Origin of the sequence: Fluviispira multicolorata, assembly GCF_009208585.1 — a bacterium.
Lineage (GTDB): Bacteria > Bdellovibrionota_B > Oligoflexia > Silvanigrellales > Silvanigrellaceae > Silvanigrella > Silvanigrella multicolorata.
The window spans coordinates 177,441-194,309 of the sequence record NZ_WFLN01000004.1; the positions used below are offsets into that span (position 1 = coordinate 177,441).

Genomic DNA, 16,869 nt, shown 5'->3' on the forward strand with positions numbered 1-16,869 from the left:
ATGACAAGCCTGTGTTACTTACCCTTATTTGCTTTGTGATTCAAGGTTTATTGGCGTGAAAGAATACTTTAAAATAAAAGTTATTTATACTTTTTACTAATATTATCAATGACTTTGTCTTTGTTCATTTGGACAAGGAGAGCATTGAGTTTTTTAATTAAGGTCTCATCTGTTTTTATGTTAAATGCTGCGTACAGGTCTGATTTTTTAATAGTAAAGAGTTCAACGATACTACCTGTTTTTTCTGACTCACTAATATAGGGTGCAAGCAATGAACCTGTTGCCCAAAGATCAATACGTCCTGCTTCCAGTTTAAATGCATTTTGCACTTCATTTGTAGCTAGTAGTAATGATTTATCTTTAATAAATCCATTCTTAATAAGGTATTCAGATGTTGCATCTCCATAATAACCACCTACACGAAATTTTTTAGCATCTTCTAATGATTTAATTACAATTTTAGAGCCTTTTTTTGCAAAGAAAGCCCAATTGCTTTCTCCTATTGGACCAACCCATTTAAACAACTTTTCTCTTTCTGGTGTCCGTGATGTTGCAAAAACAACAGTATTAGGCTCTTCAAGGGCGAGTTTATATGAGTGCGCCCAAGGATAAATATTCAGAGTGTATTCGATTTTAGCTCGTTTAAATAATTCTCGCATAATATCTGCTGAAACACCAACAATATTTTCATTTTCAATCATATTGTAGGGGGGATAATGTTCAGTGACTGCAATAATTTTATTTGCAGCAAAAAGTTGGTAAGGTAAAATTAAAAAAAAGAGTGCAATAAAAAAACTTATATAATTTTTTAATTTTACTTGAAGCATCTTAATCCCCTTACTATATTTTTAGTATTATCTAATTATAATAGCAATTTAACAATTTAAAATAAGTATCTAACAAAAAAATGGCATAATAACTAATATACTAAAAATCTATTAATTGGTCTTTTTTTATTAGAGAAAAGTATATGTGTAATAAATATCTATTAAAATTTTCATTAATTATTTTATGGTATTGTTTTTATTCTGTTTCTTATGGGTTTTAACATGAAAGTCAAATAAATATGTCAAAAAGTAGACAATTCTGTTTGTGTAAAAATAATAAGAAATTATTATAATATATGTTTTGGTAATTTTTTTCTTAAATAATTAAAAAAAAATAGGAGGTGCTTATATAAGACGCTTTAGTTGATGTTGATTGGTGTTAAAAATTTAATAAATCAGGAGGTGAATTATGTCGAATATATTCGGTATAAGTGTAGATTTTTATAGATACACTTCTCTCGGGATTTTTTTGTTACCAATTTACTCTTATGCACATGGTACTATAGAAACTCCCATCAGTCGTGTCTATAGCTGCTATAAAGAAGATCCAGAAGATTTAAAATCTGCAGCTTGCCAAGCCGTTGTAGATGCGAGTAGTACCGATCCATTATACAACTGGAATGGAATCAATCAATTAAATGCAGCAGGAAATCATAAAAGGGTTGTACCTGATGGTCATTTATGTGGCGGTGGAAATGAAATGTTTATTGCATTGGATCTTAACCGTTTTGATTGGAATACGACAATAATAAAGTCAACAAAAGGAAAATTTAACTTTGTATACTTAGCCGCCGTTCCGCATGCGACTAAATATTTTAAATTTTATATTACAAAAGATTCATATGATTATTCTCATCCTTTGAAATGGTCTGATCTCGAAGACAATCCATTTTGTACTATAAACAAAGTTACTTTGTCTAATGATAAATATAATATGGCATGCGATTTTCCATTAAATAAAAAAGGAAAGCATGTCATTTATAATATTTGGCAGCGTTCAGATAGTCCTGAAGCATTTTATTCCTGTTCAGATGTTTATATAGAGTAATAATAATGAAAAAAAGAAATGGAGTTATATATGAATATAATTAAACTCGTTCCATTTTTTATCACAGCTTCTGCATTTGCTTCAGAAGTTGTTCCTCCTGAATGTTATAAAGCAACTTCAGGAAATGAGTGGGGAGCAAACTCCTCAATATCTATTATTGCAAAATGTTTCATTGATTTTTCAGGTGGTGGCACGATTGCTTTTCAAGGAAATCATTCAGGAGAACCTTGGGGGCGCTTTCCGGGGGGTTGGATGACATTTACGAATATTCCTGAAGGATATCTTTTTAAACCTGTGCAAGGAGAAAAACATGTTTTAAATGTTGGCGATAATATGATGCTTGCATATATGGGGGATACTGCTGCAAAGCATATTGAAATATACACAGGAGCAACTCCACCACCTCCTCCTGTGAAAAAATATGGTTCATTTCATTTTACAAATAAAACAGGATATCATTTTATTTCAACACTAAGTAGTGAAGATAATCAGCAAAATATAGAGATAAATGGAACAGATATTACTTCTAAATCATTGATTGGAAAATATGAAATTTCTGTTGCTCCTATTAAAAATGATGGAAAATTAATTGTCATCAATGCAAACCAAAATCCTGTAGCTGTTGAAGAAAATAAAACAGTTGAAATTTCTTTTTCAGCAAAAGAAGTTATTGCAAGTAAGATTTTTTATCCATATTTAGAGACGAGTGCCTTGACAGATCCAACACAGCCTAAACCAAATGGATGGTTGTATCCTATTTCAAAATTAGTCGATCTTGTTCCTGTGGGAATGTATAATGTAACACTGGCTTTTGTATTAAGTGATGGTAAATGTGGAGGAGATTTTTACTCACAAAATTATAATTCTAACTTAGCACAGCAAATAAAAGATTTTCAAAACAGTGGAGGTACAATAATTGCTTCTTTAGGGGGAGCAAATGGCCCTTATATTGAAGAGCAGTTTATGGATGCATCACGTTGCAAAGTTGCAGGTGAAAATCTTGAAGTCACTCTTGCCAAAGCATATAAGAAATTTATTGATCAATATAATATTCGTTACCTTGATTTTGATATTGAAGGATCAGCAATTTCAATCATGAGTCAAGTTGATTTAAGAAATAAAGCAATTGCTATTTTACAAAATGATTCGAAATATGCAGACGTAAAAATTTCTTATACACTTCCTGTTTTGCCAACAGGAGTTCTTGATAATAGTATTGAATTATTAAAAAACTCGAATCTTAATAAGGTTAATGTAGATAGAATTAATATTATGACAATGGATTACGGTGGCGGCTTTCCTGCAGATAGAATGGGAGACAATGCAATTATGGCAGCAGAAAGTCTCTTTAAACAAATAACACCACTTTATCCAAATGCAACAGATAAGCAATTGTGGAATAAAATTGGTTTAACTCCTATGATTGGTTATAATGATGTTAGACCTGAAGTTTTTACACTTGCAGATGCTGAACAGGTTTACAATTATGCACAAGCTAAAGGCATAGGTTTGCTTTCATTTTGGAGTGTAAATCGTGATCAGGCTTGCGAAAGTGGAAATGTTTCAGGCGTTTGTAGTGGAATTCCAACTCAAAAGACTTTTGATTTCTCAAGAAAATTTTTGGGCCAATAATTAGCATTTTAATTTTAAATTTTTTACTTGCATGTCTTTGCTGTCTTCGTATATCTTCCTGTTAACTTAAAGTCTAAAGTTTGAATAAGGGCATGCAATCATGAATTATATTTTTCACTCTCCTAAGTTAAATGAATTAAGAAAAAGAACGCATTTTTTATATAGGGATGTTAAAGAAGTTTATGAAAAAAAACCTTTAAATGGAATACGTATTCTTCATTGCGCACCTTTGACTTACGAAAGTTTATGTAAAGTTGAACCTCTTGTTCTTGCGGGAGCTTCTTTAACAATGACAGGCTACCCAAGTTTAGTGGATAATCCAGAAGTTGAAGCTCTCATTATAAAAAGTCCAATTAAATATCAGAGAGAAATTTCATATATAAAAGATGAATTTGATATTTTTCTTGACTTTAATGCAGAGCTTGTACAAGTGGGAGAGCCAAAAATAGGTACAGTGGAATTAACTCAAATAGGTAGTGAAAAATATAAGAAATTACATTTAGACTATCCTGTTATTTCTTTAGATGAAACGCAAACAAAGGTTATTGAATGTAAATATGGCACAAATGAATTATTTTTACAGGCTTTTCAGTATTTAACGGGAGAGAGCCTTAAAAACAAACAAGTTGTTTTATTTGGGTGTGGAAAAGTAGGATCTGGAATTCTTGAATCTTTAGTTAAACAGAATGCAAAGGTAACAATTATCGATAATAAAGCCATGGCTATGGAATTGGCAAGATATTACTCAGCAAATTTTATTGATAGCAAAGATGTTAGTAAAGTTAAAATTGTAATTAAAAAAGCTTTTTGTGTGGTTTGTGCCACTGGAATTAATAATTTAATCTCGAAAGAGTATAAGCTCACACCGCTTGATTTTGCGGATGCTTTTTTAGTTGATATGGGTGGTGCGGATGAATTTGGCGATTCTTTTCCTGAAGAGCGGGTTTTAGCAAATAAAAAGCCTATTAATTTTATGTTAGAAAATCCTTATATAATGGAATATGTGGATCCAATATTTTATGCACAAAATTTATCTGCCTTTTTATTATTAGATAAAATGTTCCCTTTTTCTGGATATTATCCCTTTCCAAAAGAACTTGATGAGCAGATAGTAAATATTTTTGAAAAAAACTATCTCAGACCTGAATTTTCTTGGAAAGAAAACAAAGCTTCAAACGCAATAGATTTTTTTAAATCAGATATTAGATAATATTTTAAAAATATGTTTCAGAAAGAGTTTATAAAATGTATAAGATATGCTTATTTATAGTTACTTTAAACTTCTTTCATATAAATGCTTTTTCAAATGAAAAAAATAATAAATGTAGCATATGTGAAATTCAGTGTGGAAAGAGTTTTAGTCGTAAGTATAAATGGACTGCTGCCGAAATTAAACTTGAAATGTCTGATAATAAGCATTTAATTTTTGAACGTAATGGAGGATTTATTTTAAAACTCTATAAAGATACTGATATTATGGCAATCCGAAAAGAGACTTTGATAAGCACTGCTGATATGCTTGAAAAGCAAAATGAAAATTCATTTTATACAGTAAAAAATTTCTTTAATTTCTCTTATAAAGGTCAGAATATATTTCGCATTGGTTGTTACTGTTGTGCAGAGTGTGGAAAAAGGTGTGAATAAGTTAAATAGTTTTAAATTATTCTTCTGAACTAACTGGCATCTGAATCATAAAACAATTATTTTCGTTTGATTCATCTAACATAAGTTTGCCACCACAGTCTGAAATGACTTCGCTTGCTAAGTTTAGATTAAGTGATTTTGAAGGAGACGTAAATTTTTTAGTATAATTAGGATCTAATATATTATTTAAAACATCACTTTGAATTCCATTCCCACTGTCAATAATACGAATAATAAGATTATTTCTGTTTTCATTTTCAATGCATGACATTTTTATATTTATCCATTTATCTTTTGCAAAATGCACTGATTCATATGCGTTTGTAATAATACTGAAAATTGCGTGTGAAAAGTTAATTGGACGACAATTAATTTTAACATTTGGAATTTCTTCAATCATAAAATAAATACCGCTATTTATTATTTTTGCTTCGCATAGAATTAAAACTTGATTTAGTATATCAGATAATGAGCATATTTTAAATAATTCATTATCTGATATAAGTGAAAAATTACATAATGATTCTATAATGTATGATATACGTTTGCTAGCAATAGAAATGGAGTTTAAATCTTTTAAAGCTTCTTCTTGTTCGAAATGGCTTTTATTTTTAATTTTATTTTCTAGTAAATAAATGCGACCTAAAATGATTGATAATGGATTATTTATTTCATGTGATATACCTGAACTTAAATTAACAATTATTTTTAGTTTTTCATCATTAACGATAGATTTTCTAAGTAAAATAAGTTCTCTATTTTTTTTATAAATTTCAAAATAATTAATAACTTGCTTGGAAAGAGCTCTTAAGAGGTCAATTTTATTCTCATCAAGTCTGTTTTGCTTAAAATCAATCACGCACAGGGTTCCAATATTATATCCATTGTGTGATTTTAAAGGCATTCCAGCATAAAAGCGTACAAAAGGTTCACCCGTTACAAAGGGGTTATTTTTAAATCTTTCATCTTCACTTGGGTTTTCTACGATAAAAATTTCATTTTGACGTATTGCATGCGTACAAAAAGAAATATCGCGAGGTGTTTCTTGGATATCTAAACCCACTTTTGCTTTAAACCATTGTCTATTTTCATCAATTAAAGAGACTAGAGCAATGGGTGTTTGACAGATATTTGAGGCGATTTTTGTTAAGTTATCAAGGTTGACGTCGGGGCTTGTGTCTAATATAAAGTAGTCTTTTAATTCTTGTAATCTTAATTCTTCAAAAGACTGAGTATTATTATTTTCCATAAAAAAATTTCCTTTATATATATTTATAAGTTTAATTTATATAGAATAAAATAAAAATATATTTCAAATAATTGACATACTTTTTTATGATTTTGAGTGGTAAATAATGCCCTAAGAGCATGAACTATTTTTTAAATTGATTTCTATCCACAAAAGCGTCTGAATATATGTTATTTAAATTGGCTCCTTGTAGAAAGACCTGTTGTTCAGTTTCTTTTACAAATGATTCATTTCCACAAATAAATACTGTCCAGTTAGAAAGATCTGGGAATTTTTCTTCAATATATTTTTCGATTGATGTATTATGGACGAGTTTATGATTATCATCATTGTTTAAAGCGCATGGATGAAATATAAAATTTTTATTTAGAGCAGATATATCAAATAGCTCTTCTAATAAATATAATCCAGATGTTTTAATAGCTCCATGTATTAAGTGAATTTCTTTTTGGTGATTATTAAAAAAAGTATCCTTTAATATTCCCTTTAAAGGTGCGAGTCCTGTCCCAACAGCAATGAGAAGAATATTTTGATTTTTATTTTCATTTGAGTAGTAACAGTAACCATGTGGTCCCGCTATTTTTATTGTATCATTTATTTTTAAATCATTAAAAATCCAGTTTGACATAAGTCCATTTGGAGCAATTCGTATGTGCAGTTCAAGTTCATTGGAAAATGTAGGATGGCTTGCAAGAGAATAGCATCTTGAGAAATTATTATTTATGAGATGAATAAATTGTCCAGGCTTATATTGAAAATTTTCTTCAGGCTTTATTTTTAAAATTACTATATTTTCAGCAGCTAATTCTTTAAATATGACCTTCGCATTTATGATTTTTCTTGGTGCAGAGGTCTGCTCAATTTTAACATCATTTATAGGTTTACAAACACAAGCTAGAATTGTTTTTTCTTCTTTATGTGTTGTGGAGAGTCCTTTTTGACTTTCAGAAGGAATTTCTCCTTCTGACATTCTCAAAATACAGGATTGACAAATTCCACTTTGACAAGAATAAGATACTTCAATTTGATTGCGAAGGAGTGTTTCAAGAACGCTTTCATTTTCGAGTGCTAAATATTTTATATTTTGATATTCTACAGAGTGCATATAAAACCTATTAATAGATATTTTCTTTTTAATGAAGAGTTTATTTTATTGATTCTTTAAAATTTTACGTGCGTCCTAAAACGTCTCCTCTTGCGGCTGATGCTGTTCCAATGATCTGTTCTATAATTCTTTCTGGTACTTTGAGCTCTGAAAGTGTCGTAGAGAGATGCTCAACTACGGCATTGAAATGTTCGTCATTGAGACCTCTTTTAACAAGGTGTGCATGACCTGAACGAAGATCTTTACCTGTATATTGATTAGGACCTCCAAATAACATTGTTAAAAAAGCTTTTTGTTTTCCAATTTGTATTTTCATATCGATATCAGTAAAAAAGTGTTTTATTCGATTGTCTTTTAATATTTTTCGATAAAAAATTGTCACGGCTGCATCCACAGCCGCATCTTCGCCAATCTGTTTGAATATGTTCTCCATTTGTTTTCTCCTAAAGAAAATTCATAACATGTATTTTTAATACATGTTATGAATTTTTCAGTCAAGTCCTCTTGAATATTTTTAAGAGGTATAAGATTGGTTGTCTTTTTCGCATAATTGGATCGTGATTTTTCCCATCAGAGAGGAGTTATTGAAAACAATCAAATAGGGAGAGCTTAATTAAAGATAATTTATTTAAATTTTTCGTAAGTCCATAAATAAAAAGCATGACTCCATGCTAACGGAACAACCCAAAGGGGTTTGCCTGTCTGTGAATGAATTTGTTCAGCAAAGAATCCAGCATCATTGCTAAGATTGAGTGTATTTTCAAATAAATTATTTGCTATGATTTTTAGCTCTGGTTTTATATGAGACAATTCTAAAGCCGCTTGTGCAAGCCAAAAGCCTGCAAGAATCCAACTGTTGCCGCCTTTATAAATGTCATTTTCATAACGTAATACACCCATTTTTGTAGTGAGTTTTTCACTACAAAATTCAAATATTGAAAGTTTAAGTGAATCTTCAATTGGAAATTGCGTGAATGGAAATATACAAGACAATAGAGAGATATCTGCTCTTAAATCACGATTACTATGCGGATCAACACCACGTGCAAAGCGCTTTTGTTTAGTCACATATAAATGGTTATAACAAAAATTCTCACATGTTTTTATTGAATTTCTAATATCGCTTTCTAGTTCTGGGAAGAGCGGTAGAGAATTTGTGAGTGCAGCATGCGCACAAATATGTGCATAAAAATGCAAACCATAAAACTCTTCCCAGAGATCAAAGCTATTCTGTAGAGAACCTTTTTCAGAAAAATCATGAATAAGTTTTTGAATTCCTTTTTTAATACTCAGAGAAAAATTTTCATTCTTTTCGTAATTTAAATATTCAATAAAAGATACAATAACAAGGCCCAATTGATCAGCCTGTAATTCACACCAGCTGGGAGCCTTGTTACCTTGAGAATCGAAGCGCTGAAAATAGTCACCATTGTAATTTTGAACTTTACTTAAAAATTGAAGAATGGGGCGTGCCTCATTTATATAACCGCATTTCATAAGGCTCAAAGCACAGAATGCGGCATCACGAGGCCATATGAATCCATATCCTCCGCTGCTTATAAAGTCAGGATCACATTCGGGTGCTGCGACAAGTGCTCCATTTTCATCTATAAGGGATTTTAATACGGATAAAGAAATATTTTTTAAGTACTCTTTTTTTATATTCAAATTTGTTTTTATTTTTAAAATATTTTCATTGATTATATTTCTATTAATTTTTTCAATAACATTATTTCGAATAGGAGTTTTATCAAGATGAAGTGAAACTTTTTGTTCCAATTCATCTTGATGAAAGCCAAACTCGTACAAAATAGTAACTTCACCGTTAAATATATTATTGTTGTCTCTACTTTGTGTGAGTGCTAAAGGCTGTGTGCAAGCCGCAGCATATACATTTCCCATTTCAATACGGCGATAGTGATTGGGTTCTCTAAGAAAAGTATCGACAATTTCTCCCATTGTTATGTTTGTGTTACTTTGTATAGCCCTGACATATTGAAAATGCGAATAACGTGAGTCATTGCAAGCTGCAATTCCAACCCAAAAATTTCCGTTGTAAGCAAAAATAATATCTTCACCGGTTTCAGAATAAACAGATTGAAATCTTTTTTCACTGTGTATTTTCCAACTTGAAAGAAGCCACATTTGAATTTTTTTGTTGGCATATTCAATGGGAATGTCGAGAGACCATTTTTCGATGAGAGAAGAATCTTGTGGAATGACTTTTTTTATGACTTCTATATTCTGAAATCTTGGATGTTGAACTTTCCAATGAACGGCTAAAATATTTTCTGCATGGAAAAAGGAAATTTGCATGTCATCACGATTTTTATCGAGCCAAATACTTTCGCCATCAATAGCTAAGCCACAAATAGAAAACTCAAGATGGGAATGGTGACTGTCTTTAAAAGGCCAAAATAATCCTTTTAATTGCCCATCTTCACCGAGGCAGGCGAGGATTTTTTCTGAGGCGACGATGCTTGAATAGTTTTCGTGCATTCCTTATTCTCTCCGAGATTTCCCTGTGCCAACTCTTGTATAGTGCCTTGAGCAAGATCTTTGAGTCTTACTTTTTCGGCACACTTCATTTCAAAATCTTCTAAAATATTGACATAGTCGAGATATGCTTCGTAGGGGCTGTCAAAGGGACTGAAGTACTTATGCACATCACCATCGTTTGACCACTTGATACACATATAATAGAAATGGTCACTGGTAAGCAATTTTCTCCATTCTTTGGTAAGGCTTTCATCATTAAGGTAACGAATTTGTTTTTTGAGCTGATAAACTTTTTCAAAAGCATCTTCCTGAATTCGATTGCCAAGCCACGCTGAAATATCTCTTTCTGTATCAGCCCAACTTAAAGGCCTATTTACATCCATGGGAGCGCGGGCTGTGAACTTATTTGCCGCTTCTGACACTGTTAAAAATTCAAAACGTTTGTCATATGTCATATTGCTTATAAAGCGGTCTAGGAATTCAAAAATACCCGTATCTGCCCATTGGTGTTCCCCAAACGTTTCGTAATCCATAAATAAGCCGACAAATTCATGGTTGCCATCAAGAAGTTTTTCAAACCAAGAGTGATATTTCTCGGTTGTTAAAGGCCAAGATTCCCAAGACTGGTTTGAAAAACGAAATGCTAAATCATCAGATAATTTATAGCTCTTTGGTAATAGTTTTAAATTTTGTAATTCAGGGTGGTGAAAAATATGGTGAGCATTCCAACCCTTTGGTATATAGGGATCCCAACCTTCAAGTAAACAGGTTTGAAAACCAGCTTTTTCTACAAGTTTACCAATATGATTTGAATAGATAAGTTCTGTATTGCGAAATGCTGTTACTTTACGATTGAATAATCTTTTTATATTATTTCTCTGCAGTTCAATTTGCGAATAGAATTCTTCTTCATCAATTAAAGCTGCAAGGCTATGGTGCGAAGTTTCACATATAATTTCTGCATTAGAGAGAGATAAAATATCTTGATACAATTCGAGAAGTTTTGGATCGTATGTTTCGCATTGCTCAAGAAATGTACCTGACATTGAAAATGTTACTTTAAAACTTTTAGGGTAGCGTTTTAAAAGCGAAGCAATGAGTAAACCAGCTGGCCAGTAGCATTTTTTTGCAACTTTTTCAAAAATATTTTGATTAGACTCTTCATTAAAGTATGTTTTGTGTGCACCAATTTCTTTAATGCGATAATGATTTATGCGAAAAGGCTGATGAACTTCAAAATAAAAACACAAAGCAACCATATTTTTATTCCTTTCAATTAAAATCACTGTATGCATTTACAAGAGTCTGTGCCGAATGCTTCCAAGTTCTATTTGATAAATCTTTTAAAGAATTTTCGATCAGTTCATTGCGGATCGGAGTATATTTTAAAATGCTTAAAATTCTATCAGCCATAAGGTCTGTATCCCAAAAATCAACTTTCATGGCATGATTTAACACTTCTGATACTCCAGATTGCTTTGAAATAATGACAGGAATATTTTTTGCAATAGCCTCTAAGGCAACAATGCCAAAAGGTTCTGAAACACTGGGCATAACAAAAATACTGGAACTATTTAAAACATCCTGTACGCCTTGTGCATTTAAAAAACCTTCAAATATAAAATTTTTATGAATCCCTAGCTCCCAAATAAGTTGTTTCATTGCAGGCAAGAGATCTCCCGTGCCAACGACTTTAAAAATAACATTTGGGTTTATTTTTAGAACTTTCTCAGCAGCAAAAACAAAATAGGATGGCCCTTTTTGAAAAGTGATTCGACCTACAAATGTAACAACATGAGGTTCCGAATTTTTTTGTTCTACATTTGATGAGATTCTTTTACTCACATTGTGTTGATCATTATTAGCATTATAAACAACTTTTATTTTATTATTTATAATACCAAATTTTTCAATAATTACATTTTTTGTATATTGTGAGACGGCAATAATCATATCTGCAGCTTCGAGTCCTTTTTTTTCGATGGCTAGAATTTTTTGATTATTATGAATATCTCCTGAACGATCAATTTCTGTGGAATGGATATGAGCAACGATAGGTATTTCAAATTTTTGATGGAGCATTTCAACTGCGGTAAAGCTCATCCAATCATGTGCATGAATTATATTGTAGGTCGGGTCCTTTTCAAGAAGATCAAGAGCAAGTAGACCGAGTGCATAAATTTTTTCATTAATCTCATTCGTTATAGAAAAAGAAAATGGTTTTAAATTTATTTTTAAATGCTTATATTTAATATTTTCATTAATGAGTTTATGATGATTTTTTAAATTATATTCTAAGTTTTTTCTTTCATCTTGGCTTAACTCATTTTCAATATGAGTATAATTATAATGTGATATATTATTTTTTTTACCTTTATTTTGAATTATATTTTCAATCTCTTGATAAGTTTGAGAAATAATTTCAAGTACATTTTTTTGTTTTTCATTTGTGTAAGAATTGTGAAATTGATTTAAAATATCGAACTCTTCATCTAATAGAAATGGGTTTTCAGGACTGACTATTTTGAGCCCAGGAATTTTAACTTGAAAAGGAAAGTAAGGTAAAATAAGGGTAACTTTATGTCCCAAAGCGATGAGTCCATTGATAAGTCCTTCTGTAGCGGTGGCAAGACCGCCAGAAATCATTGGAGGATACTCCCAACCTAACATTAGTATCTTCATAATTCCACCATTCTCAATACAATAAATATTTTTGTACTTTCAAAATACTGTTATCGTGCTACTAAATTTAAATCAAGATGTTCTGGAAAAAGACTTGGGTTTGGACAGACACGAATGGTATATGTGCGAATTTCTGGGTTAGTCGTTTCTAGCTCAGAAACATAAATATATTTTTTTCCTGATTCTTTTTCAACGCACGGCATAATAATATCTTTGTTCATAATATATGAATTATTATTTTCTGTATTTGCTAAAACAAGATTGACTTCGATCCACTCTTCAGGGAAAGGTGAAAGAATTTCAACCTGTAAAGTAACAGTCTCTCCGACACTTACAGTGTCGGCTGGTTTCAATTCAGCTCGTGTTACTTCAATTTGATTCCACTGTTCCCTTAATTTTTGTACATTGTTTATATGATTTTTTAACTCTTCAATTTGTTCTGATGAATGTATAGACCATTTTTCATGGAACTTTGCTGCTGGTAAATAAGATTTATTAATATAATCCATTAGCATTCGATTTGCACTGAAGCGTGGCGTCAGAATTGAAATTGATTTTTTCATTTTCTCAATCCATTCATTTGGAACCTTATTACTGTAATAGAGTGGTATTATTTCATATTCCAGTGTGTCATACAGACTTTGACTGTCACGATCGTCTCTCAATTTTTCATTGGCAATCATCTCACGGGAACCAATTGACCAACCTAAGTCGGGTTGATATGCTTCGTCCCACCAGCCATCCAGAATTGAAAAGTTTAGACCTCCATTCATGGCAACTTTCATACCACTTGTCGCCGAGGCTTCTAATGGACGGATAGGTGTGTTTAGCCAAACATCAATTCCTCTAACCAGTTTATGCGCAATTTGCATGTCATAATTTTCTAGGAAAAGAATATTTGAATTTAAATTTTCTTTTTGAATTGATTGAACAACAGACTGAATTATTTCCTTACCTAAATTATCTGCAGGGTGTGATTTTCCAGAAATAATAAGTTGAATAGGTCTATCTTTGTTTTGCATGAGTTTTTTAAGTCGCTCTATGTCTCGAAAGATGAGATTACCCCTTTTATAGCTTGCAAATCTTCTTGCAAAACCAATTGTTAAATATTCAGGATCCAAATTTGATTTTGAAATTGAAGAAAGCAATCGACTTTTTCGAGTCATATGCATATTCCAAATTTCTGTATTTGGAATATTTTCAACTCTTTTCCAGATGAGACTTTCATTTAGTTTTGCATCCCAACCTTTTCCTAAATAAAAATCAAATAATTCGACCAATTCATTGCAGAGCCAAGTGCGTGTGTGAACTCCATTTGTAATCCCATTAATGGGGACTTCATTGTCAAGAAGGTTTGGCCACAGAGGTTTCCAGATTTTTTTTGAAACTTTTTTGTGAAGTTGGCTGACTCCATTTCTATGTCCACTTGTCCTTAATGCAAAAATGGGCATAGAAAATTCAGAGTGATTTTCTGGTGAGCGACCTAAATTGTAAAATTCATTGTCTGGAATTCCATAGTTTTTATAAAGATCTCCCATATAATGTGATAACATTTGTACAGGAAAAGCGTCATTACCTGCGGGGACTGGTGTGTGTACTGTAAAAACTTGTGTTCCTTTAATTGCGATCAAAGCTTCTTGCCAGTTTAACCCTTTTTTAATAAACTGAGAAATTCTTTCTAAAGTTAAAAATGCAGAATGTCCTTCATTTAAATGAAAAACAGCAGGATTAATTTGTATTTTTTGGAGAGCTTTAGTGCCCCCTATACCTAAAATAATTTCCTGTTGAATGCGTAGCTCTTGTCCACCAGAATAGAGTCTTGAAGTGATTAATTTATTTTCTGGCGAATTTTCTGGTACATTTGTATCCATTAAATAAAGTGGAATTCTTCCAACATTTAATTTCCAAATTTGAAAATATATTTTTGTTCTAGCAATTTCTACATCAACGAGTATGGGTTTATTTGAAGATTCAACTAATAACTGCATAGGAAGATAAAAAGGATCATTTGTGTCATAATTTTCTAGTTGCCAACCCTCTTTATTTAAGCTTTGTCTAAAATATCCTTCTGAATAAAATAGTCCTACTCCGACCATGGGGAGTGATAAATCGCTGGCTGTTTTTAAATGATCTCCAGAAAGGACACCTAAACCACCTGAATAAAGTGGAATGCTTTCATGTAAACCAAATTCCATTGAAAAATAAGCTATCGTATTTGTATTCTTATATTCTGTTACTTTATTAATTCCAGTTTCGAGGTAATCCAAAAATTCTTTGTAAACTTCATTGAGGTGTTCTAAAAATCCGTTATCTTCTTTTAAGCTCTCCCAAGTTGAAGAGGGGAGTGTGTTTAAAAGTTTTAAAGGACAAGGGCCGCTTGCTTCATATTCTTGAGGATTGATGCGACGAAATAAATTAATAGCACTGCTATTCCAAGACCACCAAACATTACGAGCTAAATCCCACAGTGGATGAAAATTGCTTGGCAACGATGAACGGATATGAAGTTGAATCGTGCGCATAAGAGTTCTCCTCATTTTTGTCAGAGGATATTGACTGTTATTTCTGAGAAAATCAACAAGCTTAATTTACTTGAAAACTTGAAAAAATGCGAATTAACCACAATTGAGTTGAGGGATTCATACTTTCATTGTTCTTCCACTGAGAAATCTGAGAAAGGATAAATTTTGAAACTGAGAGAAATTCAGGCTCTTTTTTCAATCGTTCATTTGTTATAAAAACAATTATATCTTGTAAGGTGTTTGCTTTATATTCTTTTGAAAGTTTTTCTGATAATTCAATAATACTTTTTAATTTGAATGGATTTATTTTTTTAATAATTTTTTCGGATAAAAAATTATTAATATTCGGAATTGAATTTTTAAACTGGTTAATCTGTAACTTTATTGAATTGTAATCCTCAACTGAAATTTCAGAAATGATATTTTTCTTTTCTATATCTTCAAAACGCAGAAAAACTCTCTGACAACGACTTGATATTGTTGGTAAAACAAGGTTAATGTCTTTTGTTGTGAGAATGAACAAGGATTTTGCTGGAGGCTCTTCTAAAGATTTTAAAAGAGCATTGGCGGAGTTTGCATTCATTCGCTCGCAATTTTCAATAAAGAAAAATCTATGTGTGCCTTCATTGGGTTGATAAAGCGATAGATCTTTTATTTTACTGAGATCCTCAATTCTTAATATTTTACGCTGTCTGTCAGCAATAAAAATATCAGGATGTGAAGAAGCAATTTCAAAGGCAGATGTATTTTCACTTTTAAATAATTCAATTTCACATGTTTCTTTAACAAGAGTGCGAAAGTGCTCTTCTGGAAAATCGTTGTTTTCAAACTGCCGGGAAACAAACAAAAGAGCATGATGTTTGTTATTTTTTATATTCAGAATAAACTCATTAAATGTTTTCATAATTTAATGCCAAGCGTGTTAAAAAGAGCTGTTTTAACTTGTTCAAAAACATTTTCTACCGATGCATTGGCATCGATTGATATTCTTTTAGGTATTGCACCATTTGGATAAGTAAAATTATTATTTAAGACTTCTCTATATCCATTCATTATTTGTGCATGAATATCATTTGAAAATGAATCCAGTCTGTCTTCTTTGCGTGATTTTTCTTTTTTTATTCGTGCCAAAGCTTTGCTGGTATCAGAAATAAATACAAGTGTGAGGTCGGGGATAATATTTTGTAGCGCAAATTGCGAGATGGTATCGACAACCTGTTTATTTACTTTGCCAACAATACTTTGGTATACGTAAGTGCTGTCGAGAAAACGATCGCAAATGACGTGATGACCCTTTGCCAATTCAGGTTTAATAACTTTTTGAATGTGTTGAGTGCGAGCGGCTGTAATAAGCAGGAGCTCTGTCAATGGGAGAGGCGTGTCGCCATGTTCACTCATTCGTTTGAATAGGGAGCGGATGTCCTCGGCAAACGGGGTACCGCCTGGTTCGCGGGTGAGGGTGCAAATTATTCCTTGCTGTTTTAAAGATGTGAAAAGAAGTTCTATTTGAGTGCTTTTGCCAACACCTTCGCCACCTTCAAATACTATAAATGCCATTTGTTCTACCTGGTTAAATGCAGTTTTTACCGAGGGGCTTTTCCCCATGGCTATTAACATAGAACAGGACTCCGATAGAAAGAAGGAAAAATTCTGGAAAATAA

At 31.7% G+C, this 16,869-nt stretch carries 14 protein-coding genes; 4 read left to right on the forward strand and 10 right to left on the reverse strand.

Annotated features, from left to right (window positions below):
- Positions 1–80: 80 nt before the first annotated feature.
- The gene (locus tag GCL57_RS00870; protein WP_152211368.1) at positions 81–827 is read right to left on the reverse strand and encodes a substrate-binding periplasmic protein; all 747 of its coding nucleotides are present in this window, start codon (positions 825–827) and stop codon (positions 81–83) included.
- A gap of 409 nt (positions 828–1,236) precedes the next feature.
- Here GCL57_RS00870 and GCL57_RS00875 point away from each other — a divergent pair, with 409 nt between their 5' ends.
- From GCL57_RS00875 to GCL57_RS00890, 4 genes are all read left to right on the forward strand, one after another.
- Positions 1,237–1,875, forward strand: a complete 639-nt coding sequence (locus GCL57_RS00875; RefSeq protein ID WP_152211369.1) for a lytic polysaccharide monooxygenase auxiliary activity family 9 protein — start codon at positions 1,237–1,239, stop codon at positions 1,873–1,875.
- Between the two features lie 30 nt (positions 1,876–1,905).
- Complete coding sequence (locus GCL57_RS00880) at positions 1,906–3,507, forward strand: chitinase (protein ID WP_161597526.1); 1,602 nt, start codon at positions 1,906–1,908, stop codon at positions 3,505–3,507.
- A 100-nt stretch (positions 3,508–3,607) separates the two neighbouring features.
- Entirely contained in the window at positions 3,608–4,717 is a 1,110-nt protein-coding gene (locus GCL57_RS00885) for an NAD(P)-dependent oxidoreductase (protein WP_152211371.1), read from the forward strand.
- 35 nt (positions 4,718–4,752) lie between these two features.
- The gene (locus tag GCL57_RS00890; RefSeq protein ID WP_152211372.1) at positions 4,753–5,151 is read left to right on the forward strand and encodes a hypothetical protein; all 399 of its coding nucleotides are present in this window, start codon (positions 4,753–4,755) and stop codon (positions 5,149–5,151) included.
- Positions 5,152–5,167: 16 nt separating this feature from the next.
- On the opposite strand, the gene GCL57_RS00895 is transcribed toward GCL57_RS00890, so the two are convergent.
- The 9 genes from GCL57_RS00895 to tmk form a co-directional block, all read right to left on the reverse strand.
- Positions 5,168–6,400, reverse strand: coding sequence for a GAF domain-containing sensor histidine kinase (locus GCL57_RS00895; protein ID WP_152211373.1), 1,233 nt, complete (start codon positions 6,398–6,400; stop codon positions 5,168–5,170).
- 124 nt (positions 6,401–6,524) lie between these two features.
- Entirely contained in the window at positions 6,525–7,505 is a 981-nt protein-coding gene (locus tag GCL57_RS00900; protein ID WP_152211374.1) for an FAD-binding oxidoreductase, read from the reverse strand.
- A 64-nt stretch (positions 7,506–7,569) separates the two neighbouring features.
- Positions 7,570–7,938 carry a group I truncated hemoglobin gene (locus tag GCL57_RS00905; RefSeq protein WP_152211375.1) on the reverse strand — a complete coding sequence of 123 codons (369 nt, stop codon included), beginning with the start codon at positions 7,936–7,938 and terminating at the stop codon, positions 7,570–7,572.
- 191 nt (positions 7,939–8,129) lie between these two features.
- Positions 8,130–10,004, reverse strand: a complete 1,875-nt coding sequence (locus GCL57_RS00910) for a glycoside hydrolase family 15 protein (RefSeq protein WP_152211376.1) — start codon at positions 10,002–10,004, stop codon at positions 8,130–8,132.
- Entirely contained in the window at positions 9,932–11,263 is a 1,332-nt protein-coding gene (locus GCL57_RS00915) for a glycoside hydrolase family 57 protein (protein ID WP_161597527.1), read from the reverse strand. Before GCL57_RS00915 ends, GCL57_RS00910 begins: the two co-directional genes overlap by 73 nt.
- Before the next feature lie 13 nt (positions 11,264–11,276).
- Positions 11,277–12,686 carry a glycosyltransferase family 4 protein gene (locus GCL57_RS00920; protein ID WP_152211378.1) on the reverse strand — a complete coding sequence of 470 codons (1,410 nt, stop codon included), beginning with the start codon at positions 12,684–12,686 and terminating at the stop codon, positions 11,277–11,279.
- Between the two features lie 50 nt (positions 12,687–12,736).
- Positions 12,737–15,208, reverse strand: a complete 2,472-nt coding sequence (gene glgP / locus GCL57_RS00925) for an alpha-glucan family phosphorylase (protein WP_161597528.1) — start codon at positions 15,206–15,208, stop codon at positions 12,737–12,739.
- 61 nt (positions 15,209–15,269) lie between these two features.
- Positions 15,270–16,112, reverse strand: coding sequence for a hypothetical protein (locus GCL57_RS00930; protein ID WP_152211380.1), 843 nt, complete (start codon positions 16,110–16,112; stop codon positions 15,270–15,272).
- Positions 16,109–16,825 carry a dTMP kinase gene (gene tmk / locus GCL57_RS00935; RefSeq protein WP_152211381.1) on the reverse strand — a complete coding sequence of 239 codons (717 nt, stop codon included), beginning with the start codon at positions 16,823–16,825 and terminating at the stop codon, positions 16,109–16,111. Before tmk ends, GCL57_RS00930 begins: the two co-directional genes overlap by 4 nt.
- Between the last annotated feature and the right edge of the window lie 44 nt (positions 16,826–16,869).